Below are 20,139 nucleotides of genomic sequence, written 5' to 3'. Positions count from 1 at the left end.
GGCGGTCCACGCACAACTCCACGCCAAACCCCCGTCAAACCTTGATCACAACGGGACGGCGGGGGAGACTGAGACATTTGGGAATCCGATTTTCGACCCGTGGAAGGCTCAAATGATGATAGGCTCGAATTCCGTGGTGCAGCGATCAAATTCCCGTGTAAATTCCCGGTTCCCGGGCTCGTCCAAGACGACCAAACACATCTTCGTCACCGGCGGTGTGGCGTCCTCGCTAGGCAAGGGACTGACGGCTTCGAGCCTCGGCCACCTGCTGCGGGCACGCGGTTTGTCTGTAACTATGCAGAAGCTCGATCCCTACCTGAATGTGGATCCGGGCACGATGAACCCCTTCCAGCACGGCGAAGTCTTCGTGACTGACGACGGCGCTGAGACCGACCTGGACGTCGGCCACTACGAACGCTTCCTCGACGAAAACCTCGAGGGTTCGGCCAACGTCACCACCGGCCAGGTCTACTCCACGGTCATCGCCAAGGAGCGCCGCGGCGAATACCTCGGCGACACCGTCCAGGTCATCCCGCACATCACTGATGAGATCAAGCGCCGGATGCGTCTTCCTGCCGAAGGCAAGAACGCGCCGGACGTCATCATTACGGAGATCGGCGGAACCGTCGGCGACATCGAGTCGCAGCCCTTCCTTGAGTCCGCCCGCCAGGTCCGCCAGGACATCGGCCGAGGCAACGTCTTCTTCCTGCACGTGTCCCTGGTCCCGTACATCGGACCGTCCCAGGAACTGAAGACCAAGCCGACGCAGCACTCCGTTGCCGCGCTGCGCTCCATCGGCATTCAGCCCGAGGCGATCGTGATCCGTTCGGACCGCGAAGTCCCGCAGGCCATGCGTGACAAGATCGGCCGCATGTGCGACGTCGACATCGACGCCGTGATCGGCTGCCCGGACGCCCCGAGCATCTACGACATTCCCAAGACCCTGCACTCCCAGGGCTTGGACTCCTACATCGTCCGTGCGCTGGACCTGCCGTTCAAGGATGTTGACTGGACCAGCTGGGACAAGCTGCTCGAAGCGGTCCACAACCCCAAGCACGAGGTGGAAATCGCGCTGGTGGGCAAGTACATCGACCTGCCGGACGCCTACCTCTCGGTCACCGAGGCCCTGCGCGCCGGCGGTTTCGCCAACGACACCAAGGTGAAGATCCGCTGGGTCCCCTCGGACGAATGCGAAACCCACGAAGGCGCCGTCAACTCCCTGGACGGCGTGGACGCCATCTGCGTGCCCGGTGGCTTCGGCATCCGCGGCCTCGAAGGCAAACTGGGCGCCCTGAAGTACGCCCGCGAAACCAAGCTCCCGGTGCTGGGCCTGTGCCTGGGCCTCCAGTGCATGGTCATCGAGTACGCCCGGAACGTAGTGGGCCTTGAAGGCGCATCGTCCAGCGAGTTCGAACCCGACTCCAAGTACCCGGTGATTGCCACCATGGAGGAGCAGCTGGACATCGTTGACGGTAAGGGCGACCTCGGCGGCACCATGCGCCTTGGCCTTTACGAAGCCAAGCTCGACGCAGGCTCTGTTATCGCGGAGACCTACGGCACCACCAAGGTCAGCGAACGGCACCGCCACCGCTACGAGGTCAACAACAAGTACCGCGACCAGATTGCGGCGAAGGGGCTCGTGTTCTCCGGAACGTCCCCGGACGGCAAGCTGGTGGAGTACGTGGAGCTTCCCCGCGAAGTCCACCCCTACTACGTGGCCACCCAGGCGCACCCCGAGCTGAGCTCACGCCCCACCCGGCCGCACCCGCTGTTTGCGGGCCTGGTCAAGGCCGCGCTGGACCACCAGAAGGGCGCGGACATCCTTCCCGCCGGCAACGGCGCGGAAGCACCTGCTGAGGCCGGCGGCTCCGCCCGCAAGGTCTCTGCCAAGTAGTCACCAACTAAATCAAAGGACGGCGCGATGCCCGGTATGCCTGAAACCCCCAATGCTGCACGGCAGGTTTCGGATGCGCCGAGCCCGCGCCGTCTTTTGTCCTCCCGGAAAGTGTACGAAGGTCGCATCTGGGACGTTGTCAGCGACAGCTTTCAGCTCAGCGAACACGGCGACGAACTGGTGCGCGACTACATCGACCACCCCGGGGCCGTGGCAGTCCTGCCGATGAACGAGGCCGGCGAGGTGCTGCTGATGAAGCAGTACCGGCACCCCGTGGGCATGGACCTGTGGGAGATCCCGGCAGGGCTGCTGGACATTGAAGGCGAAGACTTTGTGGTGGGCGCCGCACGGGAGCTCGCCGAGGAAGCGGACCTGGTGGCCGGGACGTGGAACGTGCTGGTGGATTTCTTCAACTCACCGGGATCCTCGAGCGAAGCGATCCGCATCTACCTTGCCCGGGACCTGAGCGAGGTGCCCGGTCACGAACTCCACGTCCGCACGGATGAGGAAGCGGAGATCGAACTGCACTGGACGCCGTTGGAGGACGCCGTAGCGGCCGTCCTGGAGGGCAGGCTCCACAACCCGTCCGCCGTCGTCGGAGTCCTCGCCGCGGCGGCGGCCCGCGCGGACGGCTTTGAGCACCTGCGTCCGGCCAACGCACCCTGGCCCGCACATCCCAGCCAGCGTTGATGGGCAGCACCGTCACTCCCGCGCCGGAACGTGCCGGTGCTGAAGAGACACGCGCCGCGTCCGGGACGGAAAGTTCGGCACGGCCCCGCAACGACATAGACCGCGCCGTGGGCGACTACCTCCAGCACATGGGCGTGGAACGGGGGCTCGCAGCTAACACGCTGTCCGCCTACCGCCGTGACCTGGCCCGCTATGCAAACTACCTCGCCGCGTGCGGTCCGGCCCGCCCGGCGGACGTCACCCGGCGGCACGTCACCGGTTTTGTGCAGGCATTGTCCGACGGTTCCGACGGCGGAACTGCCCTCGGCGTCCGGTCCGCTGCACGAACGGTGGTTGCGGTCCGCGGCCTGCATAAGTTCTGGGCACTGGAAGGGATTACGACGGCGGATCCCGCCAGCGATGTCCACCCGCCGATGCCCGGCAAGCGGCTGCCCAAGGCCATCAGCGTCGATGAAGTCACCAGGATCCTGGAAGCGGCCGGCACTGACACGGCAACAGGGCTGAGGGACCGGGCCCTGCTGGAGTTCCTCTATTCCACCGGCGCCCGCATCAGTGAGGCAGTCGGCCTGGATGTCGACGACATCTCGCTGCAATCGGAACAGGCCGGCCCTGCAATCGTCCGGCTGTTCGGCAAGGGGTCCAAGGAACGCCTGGTGCCGCTGGGCTCCTACGGGGCACGTGCGCTCGACGCCTACCTGGTGCGCGGCCGGCCCCTGCTTGCGGCCAAGGGCAAGGGCACGCCGGCGCTGTTCCTCAACGCCCGCGGCGGCCGGATCAGCAGGCAGAGCGCCTGGACCATCCTCAAGGCTGCGGCGGAAAAAGCCAACATCACCAAGGACGTGTCCCCCCACACCCTCCGCCACTCCTTTGCCACGCACCTGCTCGAAGGCGGAGCGGATGTCAGGGTGGTCCAGGAACTCCTGGGCCACGCCTCGGTCACCACCACGCAGGTCTACACGCTGGTGACAGCCGATACGCTGCGGGAGATCTACGCCGCGGCCCACCCCCGTGCACTCGGCTAGAGCGGCTAAACACAACACCTTCCTGCCGGATGTAAGAAATGTGCCCTCGCCAAACACTTAACAGTCAGCACGCGGGGAACAGGATTTAGGGGGAGGAATGTTGGTTGCACGGGAACGCTCATTCGCGGCGTTGCACTCGGAGAACTATGGACGCATCTACCGGTACATTGCGTACCGCATCAGCGATGCAGACCGCGCGGAAGAGCTCGCCGGGGACGTCTTCAGGATTGCCTGGGAGAAGGACCTCCCGGAGGACCCGGGGATCGGCTGGCTCATCGCAACGGCCCGGAACGTTGTGGCCAACGAGTACAAGGGCCGCAGCCGCCGGCAGCTTCTGCGCGAAGGGCTGCAGGAACGGATGAGGGTCGCAGCAGCCACCAACGACAACGAAAGCGACGCGGTGGCGGACGTCCTCGCGAGGCTGAACGACAAGCATCGCGAAGTCCTGATGCTCGCCTACTGGGACGGGCTGACCACCGCTGAACTCGCTGAAAGCCTGGGCTGCTCCACCTCTGCCGCCGGTGTACGCCTGCACCGCGCCAGGAAAGCATTCGCCGGCATGGTCCCGGAACACCTGATGAACGAAAGGACGGCCTAGCCATGGATCGGATCGAACAGCTGATGAAGAACGCAAAACCGCAGGTTCCCGGTCCGCGGCAGCAGGCCATTCCGGGCAACCCCGGGCCGGTCGGCCGTGAACCGGGGGAGCAGGCAGCGCCTGCTTTCTCCGGAACCTTCACGGACGGCACCAACACAGCGTCCCTGGACCGGGCACGGCAGTCAAAGCGCCGCACCGCCATTCGAACCGGCGTCGCCGGGCTGGCAGCGGCGGCCGTGGTGACACTGGCGGTAGTGGCCGGCAACATGGGAACGCTCAACTCTCCGGCGCCGGCTCCGGCCGCCAGCAACACCGCCAGCGATGCGGCTCCGTCGCCCAGCCCGTCTGCAATCCGGACTGCCGATGCGGCAACAGCGCCGGCCTCGCCGCCGGCAGCACCGACAACAGCGCCTTCCTCTGGACCGGCGTCACCGCCGGTAGCGGGCTGGCAGACGTTTACCAGCGCAAACGGAAAAGTCGCCTTTGACTATCCGGACGGCTGGACTGTTGTTCCGCTTTCGGGGGACGGAGCGGGCAAGGTGGTGAAGCTCCAGGTGACCGACAGTGCTGGTAACCCAGTTGCGGACCTCGTCTACGGCGATACCGGAGGCGCCCTTGGCGGTGCCTGCAGCAGCGAACCCCGGCCGTATGCGGTGCTGGATGCCGTCGAGATGCCGCTGCCGTACAACGCCGGCGCTAGCAACGTGACCCCCCGGTTCACATTCCGTGCCGTGGAAACAGGATCCGGTGTCAACGCCTCCTTCGGCCTTACCTCCAGCACGGCCGGCAGCGACGGAAGATCGTGCATGTTCTACAACGTGGTGAACGGTCCGCAGGAGTCGCCTGTGTACATGTTCGCGGACTCGCTGCAGGTGAACTCGGCTCCTTCGCCGGGCGGTGCATCGGGCGTCAAGTCGTTCAGCAGCCTTGCGGAGGCGCAGGCCTACATGCAGACGCCCGGATACCTTGACGCCAAGCGCATGATCACCTCGCTGAAGATCACTGCCGGCTGATCCCGGCCGGGCTAGGCTGTTCCACATGACGTCAACCCCCGTGACCCTGTGCTTCCTGCTCCGGGATCGACCTGGCGGCGGAGCCGACGTGCTGCTCGGCTTGAAGAAGACCGGATTCGGCAGAGGCAAGATCGTGGGACTGGGCGGCCATGTGGAGCAGGGGGAGAGCCACGCCCAGGCCGCCTGCCGGGAAGTGCAGGAGGAGTCCGGCGTCGTGGTGCTCGAGCGGGACCTGCGCTCCGCCGGTGTGGTGGAGTTCGTTTTCCCCCACCGCCCGGAATGGAACATGCACACCACCCTGTTTACCACCTGGCGGTGGCAGGGCGAGCCCGCGGAAAGCCACGAGATCGCGCCCGAGTGGTTTGATGCGCTCTCGCTGCCGGTGGACCGCATGTGGCAGGACGCGGACCACTGGCTGCCGCCTGTTTTGGAAGGCGGGATCGTGAACATCGTGGTCACGCTCAACGCTGACAACGAGACGGTGGCTTCTTCCGTGAGCATCCTGCGGAACCTGTAGCAGGGAAGTACGACGGCGGCCCGGTCACCTTTGAACTCAAAGATGACCGGGCCGCCGTCGTACGCACGGTCAAACTACGAAAGGTGCCGTTCCTCCACGCCGTTGTACTCGCTCAACGGACGGATCAGCGAATTTGATTCCAGCTGCTCCATGATGTGCGCGGTCCAGCCGGTGATGCGGCTGGCAACGAACAGGGGAGTGAAGGTATCGGTGTCGAAGCCCATGAGGTGGTAAGTGGGGCCGGTGGGATAGTCGAGGTTGGGCTTGATGCCCTTGGCCTCGTCCATGGCGGTCTCCAGTCCGTTATAAAGCCCCAGGAGTTCGGGACGGCCGTAGTGGGCAATCATCTTGTCCAGCGCGGCTTTCATGGTGGGTACGCGCGAATCGCCGTGCTTGTAGACGCGGTGGCCGAAGCCCATGACTTTCTTCTTCTGGGCCAGGGCGTCCTCCATCCAGGCCTTTGCGCGGACGGCAGCGTCCTCCAGGGATTCCTCCGGCCGGATGCCGATCTCGTCGAAGGTGTGCATCACTGCTTCGTTGGCTCCGCCGTGGAGCGCGCCCTTGAGGGCGCCGATGGCGCCGGTCACGGCAGAGTGCAGATCCGACAGCGTGGACGTGATCACGCGGGCCGTGAACGTGGAGGCGTTGAAGGAGTGCTCGGCGTACAAAATCATTGAGACATTGAACGCGTCGACTACTTCGGGGACGGCCTCCTCGCCAAACGTCATCCAGAGGAAGTTGGCGTCGTAGCCCAGGTCGTCGCGGGGCTCCACCAGGTCCTGGCCATGGCGGCGGCGCTGGTCATAGGCCACGACGGCCGGCATCGCGGCGAACAGGTCGATGGCCTTCTTCATGTTGGCTTCGCGGGATGAATCCTCGGCGAGCGGATGCCGGGCGCCCAGGACCGACGCCGCCGTCCGGCAGACATCCATCGGGTGGGAGGTGGTGGGGAGCGCATCGATGACCTGCTTGACCACCGGATCCAACCGCCGCCCGGCCCGTTCCATAGCGGTGAACTCTGCCAGCTGTTCCGGCGTGGGCAGCTCGCCGTTCCAGAGCAGGTAGGCAACTTCCTCAAAGCTGCACCGGGCGGCGAGCTCCTGGACCGGGTAGCCGCGGTACAGCAGCGAATTGGTGTCCGAATTGACCTTGGAGACCGCGGTGTAGTCCACCACGACGCCGGCGAGGCCCTTTTTGATCTCATTTTCAGCCATGCTGAAACTCCTTCGTTCCTTATGCTGTGGTGCCGGCCGAAGCCGGAAGTCCGGATGGATAGGGGTCAGTTGGTACCGGGGATCTTGAAATTGAAGACCCCGGTGTCGAAGCGGTTGTAGGCCTCATAGTCCACAAGGTCGTACAACCGCGCACGGGTCAGCATGCTTTCTACCTGTGCCTCCTGGGTGCCGTCGGACCTGATCGATTCCAGAGTACGCTCAGCGGCCCCCATGGCACTACGGAGCAGGGTGACAGGGTAGATGACCATGTTCACTCCGACGCCCTGGAGTTCCTTCACGGTGAAGAGCTCGCTTTGGCCGAATTCGGTCATGTTGGCGAGGATGGGCACGTCCACGGCGTCGCGGATGGCCTGGAACTCGCTAAGGTCCTTCATCGCTTCGGGGAAGATGGCGTCCGCCCCGGCCTCGACCAGCGCCTTGGCACGCTCCTGCGCCGCTTCCAGCCCGTCCGTGGCGCGGATGTCGGTCCGGGCCATGATGAGGAAGTTGGGGTCCCGGCGGGCGTCCGCAGCGGCGCGGATGCGTTTGGTGGCGGTGTCCAGATCCACCACGTTCTTGCCGTCCAGGTGGCCGCAGCGCTTGGGATTGAACTGGTCCTCGATGTGGCAGCCGGCCAGGCCGGCGTTCTCGAGTTCCTGGACGCTGCGGGCCACGTTCATGGGCTCGCCGAAGCCGGTGTCGGCGTCGACGATGCTGGGCAGGTCGGTCATGCGGGCGATCTGTCCGGCCCGTGTTGCCACCTCCGTGAGCGTGGTCAGGCCGATGTCCGGCAGGCCAAGGTCGTTGGCAAGCACAGCGCCGGAGATGTAGACCCCGGCGAAGCCCTTCTCCTCGATCAGGCGGGCCGAGAGCGGGTTGAACGCGCCGGGGAACTGCTGGATGGTTCCGGAGGCCAGGAGCTCGCGGAACCGGACGCGCTTCTGCTCCGGCGTGACCTTCGAGTACAGCATCAGAAGAGTCCCTTCGGTGCGGCAGCGAGGTCGATCACGCCGTCGGCTGCCTTGATGTTGAGCTGGTCCAGCTCGCCGGCGGCAAGTTCCGGCAGCCTGGCAGCGGCGGCCAGGAACCGTTCGATCTCCTCTTCGGAAACGACGCCGGCGGCGAGGGTGCGGAACTTGTTGACGTACTGCTCCCGGGCGAACGGCCGCGCACCCAGCGGGTGGGCATCAGCGACGGCGATTTCGTCGGTGATGACCGTGCCGTCGGTGAGGGTGATCTCGACGGAGCCGCCGAAGGCCTTCTCCGCGATGTCCAGGGAGTGGTAGCGGCGGGTCCATTCCGGGTCCTCCACCGTTGTCACCTTGTGCCACAGCTCCACCGTGTCGGGGCGGGCGGCCCGTTCCGGCGCATAGGAATCGACGTGGTGCCAGGCGCCGTCCTGCAGGGCGACGGTGAAAATGTACGGGATCGAGTGATCCAGCGTTTCCCGGCTGGCCGTGGGGCTGTACTTCTGCGGGTCATTGGCGCCCGAACCGATCACGTAGTGGGTGTGGTGGCTGGTCTTGATCAGGACCGATTTCACGTTGGCCGGGTCGGTGACCTCGGGGCGCTCGCCGTGCAGCTTCCGGGCGAGGTCGATCCAGGCCTGGGCCTGGTACTCGGCGGAGTGTTCCTTGGTGTAGGTGTCCAGGATGGCGCGCTTGGCTTCGCCGGGAGTGGGCAGCGGCACCATGTAGGAGGCATCCGGACCATCGAGCATCCAGGCGATGACGCCGTCTTCACCTTCGTAGATCGGCACCGGGGAGGTCTGGCCGCGCATGGAGCGGTCCGCGGCCTCGACGGCCATCTTTCCGGCGAAGGCCGGGGCGTGCGCCTTCCAGGTGGAGATTTCGCCCTTGCGGGACTGGCGGGTGGCGGTGGTGGTGTGCAGCGCCTGTCCCACGGACTGGAAGATGGTCTCGACGTCGAGGCCCAGCAGGGTGCCGATTCCGGCGGCGGCGGACGGGCCGAGGTGGGCCACATGGTCGATCTTGTGCTTGTGCAGGCAGATGGCCTTGACCAGGTTTACCTGGATCTCGTAGCCGGTGGCAATGCCGCGGACCAGGTCCTGTCCGCTGGAGCCCACGTGCTGGGCGACGGCAAGGATCGGCGGGATGTTGTCGCCCGGGTGGGAGTAGTCCGCGGCCAGGAACGTGTCGTGGTAGTCGAGTTCACGGACCGCGACGCCGTTGGCCCAGGCGGCCCATTCGGGCGATACGCGCTCGTCGATGCCGAAGACCTTGGATCCCTTGCCGCCGGTGGTGGGTCCGTGGGTCAGGGCCTGGGCGCGGGCCGCAACGATCGGGGCGCGGTTCAGGGATGCGATGGCCACCGAGGCGTTATCGATCACTCGGTTGATCACCATGTCGGTGACCTCGTCGGTGACGGCGACGGGATCGGTGGCAACCTTCGCGATCTTGTACGCAAGCTGGTCCTCGCGGGGGAGGTTTTCCTCGCTCTTGTAAACGCGGACGTGGTGTTCCTTGACCATGGTGCTCCTTCTAGTGAGGTGTATGCGTGACTTTGACGTGGGAAAGGCTTCGGTGCAGGTGAAGGGTGGTGGCGGCTTCGGCAAGCCGGGGATTGCCTGCGGCGATCGCCTCAGCAATGGCGGCGTGCTCGGCGGCGGCAGCGGTGAGCCGCTGGGCGTCGTCGGCGGCCAGCCGGCGGACCCGGACCAGGTGCACGCGCAAACTTCGCATGGCCTGGGCCAGGTAGGAGTTGGATATCGCCGCATCGATCGCCGCATCGAGGCGCCCTGCGAGCTCGTAGTAGGCGTGCCGGCCGGGGTCGCTGCCGTTGATCAGCTCCGGGGCCTGGAGGAGCTCAAGCCGGAGCTGCTCGAACGTTGCGTGGTCCCCGCGCTCGGCGGCCAGCGCGGCCGCCCGCCCTTCAAGGGTTTCGCGCAGTTCGAAAAGCTCGTCGATGTCGTCGAGCGAAATATCGGTGACGACGACGCCGCGGCCGCCCGCCGTCGTCGTCAGGCCCTCTGCGGTAAGCCGGCTCAGGGCCTCCCGGAGGGGGGTGCGGGAGACGCCGAGCCGTTCAGACTGCTCCACTTCAGCGAGCACCGTCCCGGGCAGGAGGCGCCATTCGATGATGTCATCGCGCAATGCCGCATAGGCCCTGTCGCTGGCGCGCATCCCTGCCTCCTTCATTGGTTGACGTTCCCTCAGTGTATACACAGACGGACCCTTTGCCCAGTAAGTCGCCAACAAAGGCCGGATAATGTGCAGATTTGTATACACGCACCCTTGTGCGCGCCTCCGGCCCGGACTAGCATGGCCCTCATCACAATGTCGTGGACGGGATGCATTTCATGGTTACCAAGAGCTATCAGGACAGCTATACCCAGAGCCTGGAGAAGCCCGAAGACTTCTGGCTGGATGCCGCCGGAAAGATTTCCTGGTCGGCGCCGCCGACGCAGGCCCTGGATTCCAGCCGGGCGCCGCTGTACAGCTGGTTTCCGGACGGGGTCCTGAATACGTCCTATAACGCCCTGGACCGCCATGTGGAGGCCGGGCGGGGCGGGCAGGACGCGCTCATTTACGACTCCGCCATGCTCGGCACCCGTCGGCGTTACAGCTACGCCGAACTCACAGAGCTTGTGGCCCGCTTCGCCGGAGTTCTCCGACGGCGCGGAGTCGGCAAGGGGGACCGCGTCGTGATCTACATGCCGATGATTCCCGAAGCCGCCATCGCGATGCTGGCCACGGCGCGGCTTGGGGCGGTCCATTCGGTGGTCTTCGGCGGGTTTGCCCCCAAGGAGCTCGCTGCCCGCATCCGGGACGCGGCGCCCGCCGTCGTGGTCACGGCGTCAGGCGGGATGGAGCCGTCGCGCCGGATCGAATACCTTCCCGCCGTGGAGGAAGCCCTCCGCCTGGCCGGAGTACCGGAGCTCCCCGTGATTGTCACGGCACGTGACGGCTTCGCCTCCGCAGCATCGGACTACGCGGGCTGGCTGGACTGGGAATCGGAGATGGCCTCTGCGGAACCGGCGGCGCCGGTGGACGTCAAAGCCACCGACCCTCTCTACATCCTCTACACCTCGGGAACCACGGGCAGCCCCAAGGGAGTGGTTCGGGACAACGGCGGCCATGCCGTGGCGCTCAGCTGGACCCTGGAGAACATCTATGACATCAACCCCGGCGACGTCATGTGGACTGCCTCGGACGTCGGCTGGGTGGTGGGGCACTCCTACATCGTTTATGGCCCCCTGCTGGCCGGCGCCACCACCGTCCTCTATGAGGGCAAACCGGTGGGAACTCCGGACGCGGGTGCCTTCTGGCGCGTGATCCGGGACCACAAGGTCAACGTCCTGTTCACCGCCCCCACCGCGCTGCGCGCCATCCGGAAGGCGGATCCGGAGGCGACGCTGCTTCGGGAGTACGACATCTCCAGCCTGCGGACACTTTTCGCTGCAGGGGAGCGGCTTGATACCGATACCTTCCACTGGGCCACGCAGGCCCTGGGCGTTCCGGTGGTGGACCACTGGTGGCAGACCGAGACAGGCTGGGCTATCTGTGCCAACCCCAGGGGACTGGAGAAGCTCCCGATCAAGGCAGGGTCGCCGAGTGTTCCGATGCCGGGGTTCAAGCTCAACATCGTGGACGGCCTGGGGGAGGACGTGGGGGCCAATACGGAGGGCAACATCGTGCTCGGCCTGCCGCTGCCGCCGGGAACGCTGGCCACTCTCTGGGGCGACGACGAACGCTACGTATCCTCCTACCTCCAGGCCTTCGAGGGCTCCTATGCCACCGGCGATTCCGGTTACCGGGACGAGGACGGCTATGTGTTCGTCATGGGCCGCACCGACGACATCATCAACGTGGCCGGGCACCGGCTGTCCACTGGTGCCATGGAGCAGGTGATCGGCCAGCACCCGGCGGTGGCCGAATGCGCAGTGATCGGCCTCGCGGATCCGTTGAAGGGCCAGCGGCCCAGCGGGTACGTGGTCCTGAAATCGGGAGTGGAGGTGCCGGAGGACATCCTGGTCAAGGACCTGATCGCGCTGGTCCGCCGGGATATCGGAGCCGTTGCGGACTTCAAGCACGTGGCAGTGGTGGATGCGCTGCCCAAGACCCGGTCGGGGAAGATCCTCCGCAAGACCATGCGGCAGATTGCGGACGGCGAGGAATATGTCGTGCCGTCCACGATTGAAGACGCCGGGGTGATCGACCAGCTGATCAGCACCCTGCGTCCTGCCGGTCCCCGGCCATGACACGCTGAGCTGCCGGCAGGCACCGGTGGGTGGTGCTTTGCGGTCAGCCCCGGGTCCAGCGGTACTCGTTTTCGGGCCTGCCGGGGGCGCCGTAGCGGGCGGTCCGGGAAACAGTTCCGGCGTCGGCAAGGTACTCCAGGTATCGCCGGGCCGTCACCCGGGACATCCCCAGGGCATCCATGACCTCCGTGGCCGAGACGGCATCCGCCTGCTGCTTCATGAACTCCTGGACGGCGTCCAGGGTTGACGTCGACAGGCCCTTGGGAAGCGGAAGCTCGCTCGGCGCCCGCAGGCTGGCGAAGGCCTGGTCGACGTCGCTCTGTGATGCCCCGGATTTCGTCCCGCCCAGGCTTGCGGCCAGCTGCTCGCGGAACTGCCGGTAGCTGGTCAGCTTGTCTGCAAAGGTCGCGTAGGTGAACGGCTTGATGAGGTACTGGACCACCCCGATGGACACGGCACTGCGCACGATGTTGAGCTCACGCACGGCGGTGATGGCGATGATGTCCGGAAGCAGCCCCGAGGCCCGCATCCGCCGCGCAATGTCCAGGCCGTGGAGGTCGGGGAGGTTCATGTCCAGGAGGACGAGTTCCACGGGGTTGCCGGCGGCGGCGAATTCCGCCAGGAGGCGCAGCGCCGATTGGCCGTCGGGGGCCGTGCCGGCCAGCGAGAAACCCGGGAGCCTCCCCAGGTAGGCGCCGTGGGCGGCCGCGGCCACCGGTTCGTCCTCGACGACGAGGACCCGGATGTCGCTCATGAAGTCTCCTTGGTGGTCCCGGCTGCTGGAAGGAAGATGTGGAAATGCGCTCCGCGGGGATTCGTGATGGCCATGGTGCCGCCCAGCCGGTGGACGGCCTGCCTGACCAGTGCCAGGCCCAGGCCCCGGCCGTACTTGCCGGCGGGCTTGGTGCTGAATCCATACCGGAACACGTCCTCCACGGCATCGGGGTCAATGCCGCGTCCGGAGTCCTCCACGGTGATCTCAATGCCCCGGACGCCGGACTCCACCGACAATTCCACCCATTTGGGCGCCGGAGCGTCGGCCGCCGCGTCGATGGCGTTGTCCAGCAGGTTGCCAAGAATGGTCACCAGGTCCTGGACGGCGACGCCGGCGGTCCCCGCGGTGCTGTTCGCCTGCAGGCCCAGTTCGACGCCGCGCTCGTGCGCCTCAGCTGCCTTTCCCATGAGGAGGGCACCGAGTACGGGTTCTTCAATGGCACCCACCATCTCATCCGTGAGCTGCTGGCTGAGCTCCAGGTCCTTGGTGGCAAAATCCAGGGCCTCGTCCGCCCGCCCCAGTTCCATCAGCGACACGATGGTGTGGAGGCGGTTGGCGTGCTCGTGGGTCTGGGCCCGGAGCGCGTCGGACAGCGTGCGCATGGTTTCCAGTTCGCTGCCGAGGGACTCGATCTCCGTGCGGTCGCGGATGGTTGCCACGGTCCCGAAAACAGCCGGACGCTGGCGGCCGGCCGAGGATGACGGACCCACCGCGGGCCCCTGGTTGATCACCAGGACGCGGGGTCCGGCCAGATGGATTTCGTCCTTCGCAGTCCGTCCGGATTCGAACAGGTCCTTCAGGCTGGGTGCCAGCGGGAGGTCGCTGAGCAGGGCCGCATCGGCGGGGTCGCTCCCGGACGGCCGTGGCGCGAGCCCAAGGAGTTCGGCGGCCTGGTCGTTGTACATCACCACCCGCCCCTTGGAATCGATCAGGATGACCCCCTCACGGACGGAATGAAGGACGGACTCGTAGTACGCGAACAGCTGGGCGAGCTGCTCGGGTCCCCAGCCCCGCGTGACGTTGCGCAGGTAACGGCCAAGGACCCAGGACGCCACTGAACCGCCCACCAGGAGTGCGAAGGCGATGGCCAGCAGGGCCGGAAGGCGGCCGGAGACGGCGACATCAACGGTCCGGACCGTTACTCCGGCAGCCACCAGGGCCTTGACGTTTCCCGACTGGTCCTTCACGGGTGCGATGGTGCGCACCGATGGCCCCAGCGTCCCGGCAGTGATTTCGGTAAACACCTGTCCGTTCAGGGCGGCATCAATCGATCCTATGTACGGCCTGCCCAGTTCCTCGCTGCGCGGGTGGGTCCACCGGGTCCGGTCCGGAGCCATGATGGTGATGAAATCCACGTCGGCGTCGGCCATCACGTCCAGGGCATAAGGCTGCAGCACCGCGGACGGGTCCGGCAGCCCGGCAGCCTGCAGCACCAGGGGATTGTCAGCAACAGACGTGGCGATCCCGGACATCCGGCGGCCGGCCTCGTCGTAGGCGTGGTCCCGGGCATCGATGAAGGTGGCCGTTCCCACCGTGGCGGTCAGGGCGAGCATAAACAGCAAATGCGCCACGAACAGCCGGCGCGCAATGCTCCATTTGTGCCTCATGCCAACCTTCCACGACCAATATGAACGCAACGGTGAGCCAGGTCACGCCATGCCCAATGATGGATATCACACCGGACGGACGTGTGGAGCCCAGAGACTGTGCCGCAACGTCTTCCAGATTATCCATAAGGAGACACATCATGGCTTCTCAAAGAGGAGAGTCAGCTACGCCTGTCAAGGCAAAGCGCAAGGGACTCGACAAGTCGCACTACCTCTACATCGCCGTCATCGCCGCCGTAATCCTCGGCGCAGTGATCGGACTCATGTTCCCGGAGGTCGGGAAATCCCTCAAGCCGCTGGGCGACGGGTTCATCAAGCTGATCAAGATGATGATTGCGCCCATCATCTTCTGCACCATCGTCCTGGGCATCGGCTCCATCGCGAAGGCGGCCACGGTGGGCAAGGTCGGTGGCCTGGCGCTGGGGTACTTCGTGCTCATGTCTACCTTCGCGCTCGCCATCGGCCTGGTGGTTGGCAACCTGATCCACCCGGGCGAGGGCCTGAAGCTGGCGCCGTACGATCCTTCCAAGAAGGCAGAAGTCGACAGCACCGTCGCCTTCCTCCTCGGGATCATCCCGGGAGACATTCCGGTCCTTCCGACGCTCTTTGCCGCACTCCTCGTAGGCTTCGCCCTGCAGAAGATGGGCCCGCAGGGTGCGCCGGTACTCAAGGCCATCGGCCACGGCCAGGCTGTCGTGTTCCGCATCCTCATCATGATCATGTGGCTTGCCCCGGTGGGCGCCTTCGGTGCCATCGCCGCCGTCGTGGGAGCCACCGGCGTCCAGGCCATCGTCAGCATGTTCACCCTGATGGCCGCCTTCTACATCACCTGCGCACTGTTCATCGTGATCATCCTTGGCGGGCTGCTGCAGGTCGTGGCAGGCGTCAACATCTTCCGCCTCATGAAGTACCTGGCCCGCGAATACCTGCTGATCTTCTCCACGTCCTCCTCCGAGGCCGCCCTGCCCCGCCTCATCGCCAAGATGGAGCACCTGGGTGTCTCCAAGCCGGTTGTCGGCGTCACGGTTCCCACCGGATACTCCTTCAACCTTGACGGCACGGCCATCTACCTGACCATGGCGTCCCTGTTCGTGGCCAACGCCATGGGCACTCCGCTGGATCTGGGCGCCCAGGTTTCCCTGCTGGTCTTCATGATCATCGCCTCCAAGGGCGCAGCAGGCGTCACCGGTGCCGGCCTGGCCACCCTGGCCGCAGGCCTGCAGGCCCACAAGCCGGAACTGCTCGGCGGCGTCGGCATGATCGTCGGCATCGACCGGTTCATGTCCGAGGCCCGCGCCCTGACCAACTTCACCGGCAATGCGGTGGCCACGGTCCTGATCGGCACCTGGGTCAAGGAGATCGACGGCGGCCAGGTGGAGCGCGTCCTGTCCGGCGAAGAGCCCTTCGACGAGCAGACCATGATCGCCCACCACCACGTCGAACAGGAAGCACCGGCAGCAACGGTTCCGGCCCGCGCCTGACCCGGCCCATCCTGTAGTGAAACCGTAGTAAAGCAGCAGTAGAAGAAGAAAAGACCGCCCGTACAGGATCATCCTGTTCGGGCGGTTTTTTGCATGGACGGCTTAAACCTTCGACCTTTACCAGAAGGTAAAGGCTCAATCAAGGGCGCGTGTCAAGTTCCGTTGAATCACTCATGCGGCGCTGTAACCTTGGTGGGAAGGAACCATAGGCGCTGGACATTCAGCGGCAGGACACCAACGTCATCGAAAGTGTGGATAGATACGTGAGCAGCGAACAGGGTTCAGCAACTCTGGAAGGCACCGAACTCGATCTGGAAGACGCCGTCATGGGTCCTACCGGGCGCCCCTACCGCGAATTCCCCGAGCCTGCGCCACTGTCGTCCCATGGCCCCGCCCGCGTGATCGCCATGGTGAACCAGAAGGGCGGCGTGGGGAAAACGACCTCCACGATTAACCTGGCTGCTGCGCTCGCCGAATACGGCCGCCGGGTCCTGCTGGTGGACTTTGATCCCCAGGGGGCACTGTCCGCAGGCCTTGGGACGAACCCGCATGAACTGGACCTGACGGTCTACAACGTCCTGATGGACCGCAAAGTGGACATCCGTGACGCCATCCAGCACACCGGCGTCGAAAACGTCGACCTGCTTCCGGCGAACATCGACCTCTCGGCCGCGGAAGTACAGCTGGTCAACGAAGTTGCGCGCGAGCAGGTGCTGGACCGTGCCCTGAAAAAAGTGGAGGACGATTACGACGTCGTCCTGATCGACTGCCAGCCGTCGCTTGGCCTGCTGACGGTCAACGCCCTCACGGCTGCCCACGGCGTCATCATTCCGCTGATCTGCGAGTTCTTCGCACTGCGGGCCGTTGCGCTGCTGGTGGAAACCATCGATAAGGTCCAGGACCGGCTGAACCCCAGGCTCCAGGTGGACGGGGTCCTGGCCACCATGTACGACGCCCGCACCCTGCACAGCCGCGAAGTTATCAGCAGGCTGGTGGAAGCCTTCGGAGACAAGGTCTTCGAGACCGTCATCAAGCGCTCCATCAAGTTTGCCGACGCCACGGTGGCCGCGGAGCCAATCACCAGCTACGCCGCCAACCACATCGGTGCCGACGCCTACCGCCGCCTGGCCAAGGAGCTGATTTCGCGCGGCGGCGCGCCCTAGCCAAGGCTGTGGCACTGGCAGGCACGTCGCTCGCAACCGCAGGCCCGGACGCGGGTCTGCTGGCGGACCAGACGACGGATCCGGTGGCTGATTCGCGCACCGGGCCGGCGAAAAAACCGGGCTTCGAAGTGCGGCTCACCAACTTCACCGGTCCCTTCGATCTGCTGCTCGGCCTCATCAGCAAGCATCAGCTGGACATCACCGAGGTGGCCCTGGCCACGGTAACCGATGAATTCATCAAGTACATCCGGAACCTCCAGAAACTGGGGGAGGAATGGGCGCTGGATGAAGCCAGCGAGTTCCTGGTCATCGCAGCAACGCTCCTCGACCTGAAAGCCGCCAGGCTCCTGCCGGCAGGGGAAGTGGAAGACGACGAAGACGTCGCCCTGCTCGAAGCCCGCGACCTCCTCTTCGCCCGGCTGCTCCAATACAAAGCCTTCAAGCAAGTGGCCGGCCTCATCAACTCCACCCTGGAACTCGAGGCCCGCAGCTACCCCCGCCAAGTCGCACTGGAACCCGGATTCGCGGCACTGCTTCCGGAACTCGTATGGCGTCACACCCCCGGGCAGTTTGCCGCCCTCGCGGAAGCTGCGCTAAAGCCCAAGGAGGCAGCACCAACCGAGGTTGGCCTGGCGCACCTGCACGGCAGCGCGGTGAGCGTCAAGGAACAGGCTGAAATCCTTGGCCTGAAGCTTCAGGCGGGAAGGCCGTTGTCGTTCCGGGCACTGATCGCCGATGCTGAATCAACGATGGTTGTAGTGGCCCGCTTCCTGGCGCTCCTGGAAATGTTCAGGGACAAGGTGGTCGGGTTCGACCAGCTGCTCCCGCTGGGCGACCTGACAGTGCACTGGACGGCCGGGTGCGATGACTGGAACAACGAAAATCTCACCGAGGAATACGAGGAGCAGGCTTGAACGCCACCACGCCGGATCCGGCCACCAGCGGGGACACGGACAGCGGAGTAAACGTCGCGGAACTCCCGGGCGGCGCGCATGCCGCCCTCGAGGCCGTGCTGATGGTCATAGACCAGCCGGCTACCGCCGTCGAACTGGCCGCCGGGCTGAACCTCACCGTCGAGACCGTCGAGCAGATCCTGGCGGAACTTCAGCGCGAGTATAACGGCTATACTGTTAATGCCCCGGACACGGACGTTGCCAGCGCAGCGCGTATTAAAACTGCTCGTATCAACACAGCTGGCCACACATCCAGACCCCGGGGTTTTGAATTGCGGAATATCGCCGGAGGCTGGCGCATCTATTCCCGTGCGGATTTCGCCGACGTCGTCGGCGGTTTCGTGCTGGAGGGACAGACAGCCAGGCTGACGCAGGCGGCGCTCGAAACGCTCGCCGTCATCGCCTACCGCCAGCCCGTATCAAGGGCCAGGGTGTCTGCAATTCGAGGAGTTAATGTTGACTCTGTCGTGCGGACGCTCATGCAGCGGGGACTCATCGAAGATTCGGGTACCGATCCCGAATCCGGGGCTGTCCTTTACCGCACGACGTCGTATTTCCTGGAGCGTATGGGAATCGGCTCGGTGGCTGAGTTGCCGCAGCTTTCACCCCATCTTCCAGGGCTTGAAGGCATCGAAGAGTTCTACGACGCCGGAAGAATGTAGGCAGTATCCATGCCTGCGCACGAGTATCCACCCAGGGCGGACTTAATCCGCCCGGCTGGCTAGTGTTGTCGGGAGACAACCATCGCCGGCCAACATAACGAAGGACGGGTCATGACACAGGCGGGACGCCAGGGTTCACCACGTAACAGTTCGGGACGCAACAGCGCCGGACGCGGCAACGCCGCACAAGGCGCCGGACGCAATCCGGCGCAGGGCGGCAGCGGTCGCGCCGGCGGTGCTAGCGGCGCCGGCTACAAGGGCGGCGGCGACCGTCCCTTCAAGCGCCCCAAGCCTCGCGAAGAGGCCTTCGTCGATCCGGACCTGCAGGGTCCGGCCGGCGCACCGGCAGACCGGCCGGCATCCGGTGACTGGAAGCAGGGCAAACCTGCTGCCCGGAAGCCCGGTGCACGCAAGCCCGGCGCAGGCAAGGTGCCCGGCACCCCCGGCGCCCTCAAGCCCAAGCCGCGGTCCGCGTCAGCCAAGACTTTCGGAACGCGCGCTTTCGGCGGCGAACGTTTCGGCCAGAACCTCGGCGCCGTCCGCAAGCCTTCGCGCAAGCGCGGACCCCGCGGCGATGTTCCGCAGTCCGAATTGCATGATGCCGACGGCATCCGCCTGCAGAAGGTCATGGCCTCCGCCGGCGTCGCTTCACGGCGCGTGTGCGAGGAAATGATCTCCGAAGGCCGCGTGGAAGTGGACGGCAAGGTTGTCACCGAGCTCGGTGTCCGCGTCGACCCGAAGACGGCAGTAATCCACGTCGACGGCCTTCGCATCCAGCTGGACGAGAACATGGTGTACATGGTGTTCAACAAGCCCAAGGGCGTTGTGTCCACCATGGAGGACCCGGACGGCCGTCCGTGCATCAGCGACTTCGTCCGCAACACCCACGGCGAACGCCTCTTCCACGTGGGACGGCTCGATGTCGCCACCGAGGGGCTGCTACTGCTGACGAACGACGGCGAACTCGCCAACCGTTTGACGCACCCGTCCTACGAGGTACCCAAGACGTACCTGGTCCAGGTCCGCGGTCCGTTCCCGCAGGGAATCGGCGCACAGCTGAAGGCCGGCGTTGAACTCGAAGACGGATTCGCGTCGGTGGACTCGTTCAAGCTGGTGGACTCGACCCCGGGTCACGTGCTGATCGAGGTGGTGCTGCACTCCGGCAAGAACCGCATCGTGCGCCGCCTCTTCGATGCCGTCGGCTTCCCGGTACTCCGGCTTGTGCGCGTCAAGGTGGGTCCCATCGGCCTGGGAGACCAGCGCCAGGGGAGCATCCGCAACCTCGGCAAGCAGGAAGTCGGCCACCTGCTGGCATCCGTAGGGCTGTAG

At 65.4% G+C, this 20,139-nt stretch carries 18 protein-coding genes; 12 read left to right on the top strand and 6 right to left on the bottom strand.

The features are described from left to right. Positions 1–115 precede the first annotated feature (115 nt). The 6 genes from WMN78_RS02055 (at position 116) to WMN78_RS02030 (ending at position 5,734) form a co-directional block, all read left to right on the top strand. A complete protein-coding gene (locus WMN78_RS02055; protein ID WP_340531728.1) occupies positions 116–1,894 on the top strand; it encodes a CTP synthase in 1,779 nt (592 codons plus the stop codon). Positions 1,895–1,921: 27 nt separating this feature from the next. Continuing rightward, a complete protein-coding gene (locus WMN78_RS02050) occupies positions 1,922–2,584 on the top strand; it encodes an NUDIX hydrolase (RefSeq protein ID WP_340531727.1) in 663 nt (220 codons plus the stop codon). After that, positions 2,584–3,606 (top strand): site-specific tyrosine recombinase XerD, encoded by a 1,023-nt coding sequence (gene xerD / locus WMN78_RS02045; RefSeq protein ID WP_340531726.1) that lies wholly within the window; start codon positions 2,584–2,586, stop codon positions 3,604–3,606. Before WMN78_RS02050 ends, xerD begins: the two co-directional genes overlap by 1 nt. A gap of 97 nt (positions 3,607–3,703) precedes the next feature. Next, positions 3,704–4,204 (top strand): sigma-70 family RNA polymerase sigma factor, encoded by a 501-nt coding sequence (locus WMN78_RS02040; protein WP_340531725.1) that lies wholly within the window; start codon positions 3,704–3,706, stop codon positions 4,202–4,204. Positions 4,205–4,206: 2 nt separating this feature from the next. Next, the gene (locus WMN78_RS02035) at positions 4,207–5,217 is read left to right on the top strand and encodes a hypothetical protein (RefSeq protein ID WP_340531723.1); all 1,011 of its coding nucleotides are present in this window, start codon (positions 4,207–4,209) and stop codon (positions 5,215–5,217) included. A 25-nt stretch (positions 5,218–5,242) separates the two neighbouring features. After that, positions 5,243–5,734: an 8-oxo-dGTP diphosphatase gene (locus WMN78_RS02030; protein WP_340531722.1), complete on the top strand. Its 492-nt coding sequence runs from the start codon at positions 5,243–5,245 to the stop codon at positions 5,732–5,734. A gap of 74 nt (positions 5,735–5,808) precedes the next feature. Here WMN78_RS02030 and WMN78_RS02025 read toward each other — a convergent pair whose 3' ends face one another. From WMN78_RS02025 to WMN78_RS02010, 4 genes are all read right to left on the bottom strand, one after another. Beyond that, positions 5,809–6,948, bottom strand: a complete 1,140-nt coding sequence (locus WMN78_RS02025) for a bifunctional 2-methylcitrate synthase/citrate synthase (protein WP_340531720.1) — start codon at positions 6,946–6,948, stop codon at positions 5,809–5,811. 65 nt (positions 6,949–7,013) lie between these two features. After that, positions 7,014–7,919: a methylisocitrate lyase gene (prpB, locus tag WMN78_RS02020; RefSeq protein WP_340531718.1), complete on the bottom strand. Its 906-nt coding sequence runs from the start codon at positions 7,917–7,919 to the stop codon at positions 7,014–7,016. Next, entirely contained in the window at positions 7,919–9,439 is a 1,521-nt protein-coding gene (locus tag WMN78_RS02015) for an MmgE/PrpD family protein (protein ID WP_340531716.1), read from the bottom strand. Before WMN78_RS02015 ends, prpB begins: the two co-directional genes overlap by 1 nt. Positions 9,440–9,449: 10 nt before the next feature. Next, positions 9,450–10,091 (bottom strand): GntR family transcriptional regulator, encoded by a 642-nt coding sequence (locus WMN78_RS02010; protein WP_340531715.1) that lies wholly within the window; start codon positions 10,089–10,091, stop codon positions 9,450–9,452. Positions 10,092–10,267: 176 nt separating this feature from the next. Here WMN78_RS02010 and WMN78_RS02005 point away from each other — a divergent pair, with 176 nt between their 5' ends. Further along, a complete protein-coding gene (locus WMN78_RS02005; protein ID WP_340531713.1) occupies positions 10,268–12,169 on the top strand; it encodes a propionyl-CoA synthetase in 1,902 nt (633 codons plus the stop codon). Between the two features lie 43 nt (positions 12,170–12,212). Here the strand turns inward: WMN78_RS02005 and WMN78_RS02000 are convergent, their stop codons facing one another. Both WMN78_RS02000 and WMN78_RS01995 read right to left on the bottom strand, forming a co-directional pair. Beyond that, positions 12,213–12,923, bottom strand: coding sequence for a response regulator (locus WMN78_RS02000; protein ID WP_317782161.1), 711 nt, complete (start codon positions 12,921–12,923; stop codon positions 12,213–12,215). Then, entirely contained in the window at positions 12,920–14,551 is a 1,632-nt protein-coding gene (locus WMN78_RS01995; RefSeq protein ID WP_340531711.1) for a sensor histidine kinase, read from the bottom strand. The genes WMN78_RS02000 and WMN78_RS01995 overlap by 4 nt, the downstream gene beginning before the upstream one ends. A 140-nt stretch (positions 14,552–14,691) precedes the next feature. Between WMN78_RS01995 and WMN78_RS01990 the strand changes: the two genes are divergently transcribed. From WMN78_RS01990 to WMN78_RS01970, 5 genes are all read left to right on the top strand, one after another. Then, on the top strand, positions 14,692–16,032 hold the full coding sequence (locus tag WMN78_RS01990; RefSeq protein ID WP_340531709.1) for a cation:dicarboxylate symporter family transporter: 1,341 nt from the start codon (positions 14,692–14,694) through the stop codon (positions 16,030–16,032). A gap of 263 nt (positions 16,033–16,295) precedes the next feature. Beyond that, the gene (locus WMN78_RS01985; RefSeq protein ID WP_028271698.1) at positions 16,296–17,195 is read left to right on the top strand and encodes a ParA family protein; all 900 of its coding nucleotides are present in this window, start codon (positions 16,296–16,298) and stop codon (positions 17,193–17,195) included. Positions 17,196–17,251: 56 nt separating this feature from the next. Then, on the top strand, positions 17,252–18,109 hold the full coding sequence (locus tag WMN78_RS01980) for a segregation and condensation protein A (protein ID WP_425341102.1): 858 nt from the start codon (positions 17,252–17,254) through the stop codon (positions 18,107–18,109). A 101-nt stretch (positions 18,110–18,210) separates the two neighbouring features. Further along, positions 18,211–18,810: an SMC-Scp complex subunit ScpB gene (gene scpB, locus WMN78_RS01975; protein WP_340531742.1), complete on the top strand. Its 600-nt coding sequence runs from the start codon at positions 18,211–18,213 to the stop codon at positions 18,808–18,810. A 111-nt stretch (positions 18,811–18,921) separates the two neighbouring features. Further along, a complete protein-coding gene (locus tag WMN78_RS01970; protein ID WP_340531708.1) occupies positions 18,922–20,139 on the top strand; it encodes a pseudouridine synthase in 1,218 nt (405 codons plus the stop codon).

The organism is Arthrobacter oryzae, from assembly GCF_037911235.1.
In the GTDB taxonomy this organism is placed as follows: Bacteria; Actinomycetota; Actinomycetes; order Actinomycetales; family Micrococcaceae; genus Arthrobacter; species Arthrobacter oryzae_E.
This window is presented reverse-complemented; position numbering and strand designations above follow the sequence as displayed.

Excerpts from the sequence above, each read along its gene's own strand:
- WMN78_RS01970 (WP_340531708.1), top strand. The coding sequence starts at position 18,922 with ATGACACAGGCGGGACGCCAGGGTTCACCACGTAACAGTTCGGGACGC.
- prpB (WP_340531718.1), bottom strand. The coding sequence starts at position 7,919 with ATGCTGTACTCGAAGGTCACGCCGGAGCAGAAGCGCGTCCGGTTCCGC.
- WMN78_RS02040 (WP_340531725.1), top strand. The coding sequence starts at position 3,704 with ATGTTGGTTGCACGGGAACGCTCATTCGCGGCGTTGCACTCGGAGAAC.
- WMN78_RS02030 (WP_340531722.1), top strand. The coding sequence starts at position 5,243 with ATGACGTCAACCCCCGTGACCCTGTGCTTCCTGCTCCGGGATCGACCT.
- scpB (WP_340531742.1), top strand. The coding sequence starts at position 18,211 with ATGGTCATAGACCAGCCGGCTACCGCCGTCGAACTGGCCGCCGGGCTG.
- WMN78_RS02025 (WP_340531720.1), bottom strand. The coding sequence starts at position 6,948 with ATGGCTGAAAATGAGATCAAAAAGGGCCTCGCCGGCGTCGTGGTGGAC.
- WMN78_RS02015 (WP_340531716.1), bottom strand. The coding sequence starts at position 9,439 with ATGGTCAAGGAACACCACGTCCGCGTTTACAAGAGCGAGGAAAACCTC.
- WMN78_RS02035 (WP_340531723.1), top strand. The coding sequence starts at position 4,207 with ATGGATCGGATCGAACAGCTGATGAAGAACGCAAAACCGCAGGTTCCC.
- WMN78_RS01995 (WP_340531711.1), bottom strand. The coding sequence starts at position 14,551 with ATGAGGCACAAATGGAGCATTGCGCGCCGGCTGTTCGTGGCGCATTTG.
- WMN78_RS02050 (WP_340531727.1), top strand. The coding sequence starts at position 1,922 with ATGCCCGGTATGCCTGAAACCCCCAATGCTGCACGGCAGGTTTCGGAT.
- WMN78_RS01990 (WP_340531709.1), top strand. The coding sequence starts at position 14,692 with ATGGCTTCTCAAAGAGGAGAGTCAGCTACGCCTGTCAAGGCAAAGCGC.
- WMN78_RS02055 (WP_340531728.1), top strand. The coding sequence starts at position 116 with ATGATAGGCTCGAATTCCGTGGTGCAGCGATCAAATTCCCGTGTAAAT.
- xerD (WP_340531726.1), top strand. The coding sequence starts at position 2,584 with ATGGGCAGCACCGTCACTCCCGCGCCGGAACGTGCCGGTGCTGAAGAG.
- WMN78_RS02005 (WP_340531713.1), top strand. The coding sequence starts at position 10,268 with ATGGTTACCAAGAGCTATCAGGACAGCTATACCCAGAGCCTGGAGAAG.
- WMN78_RS02010 (WP_340531715.1), bottom strand. The coding sequence starts at position 10,091 with ATGCGCGCCAGCGACAGGGCCTATGCGGCATTGCGCGATGACATCATC.
- WMN78_RS02000 (WP_317782161.1), bottom strand. The coding sequence starts at position 12,923 with ATGAGCGACATCCGGGTCCTCGTCGTCGAGGACGAACCGGTGGCCGCG.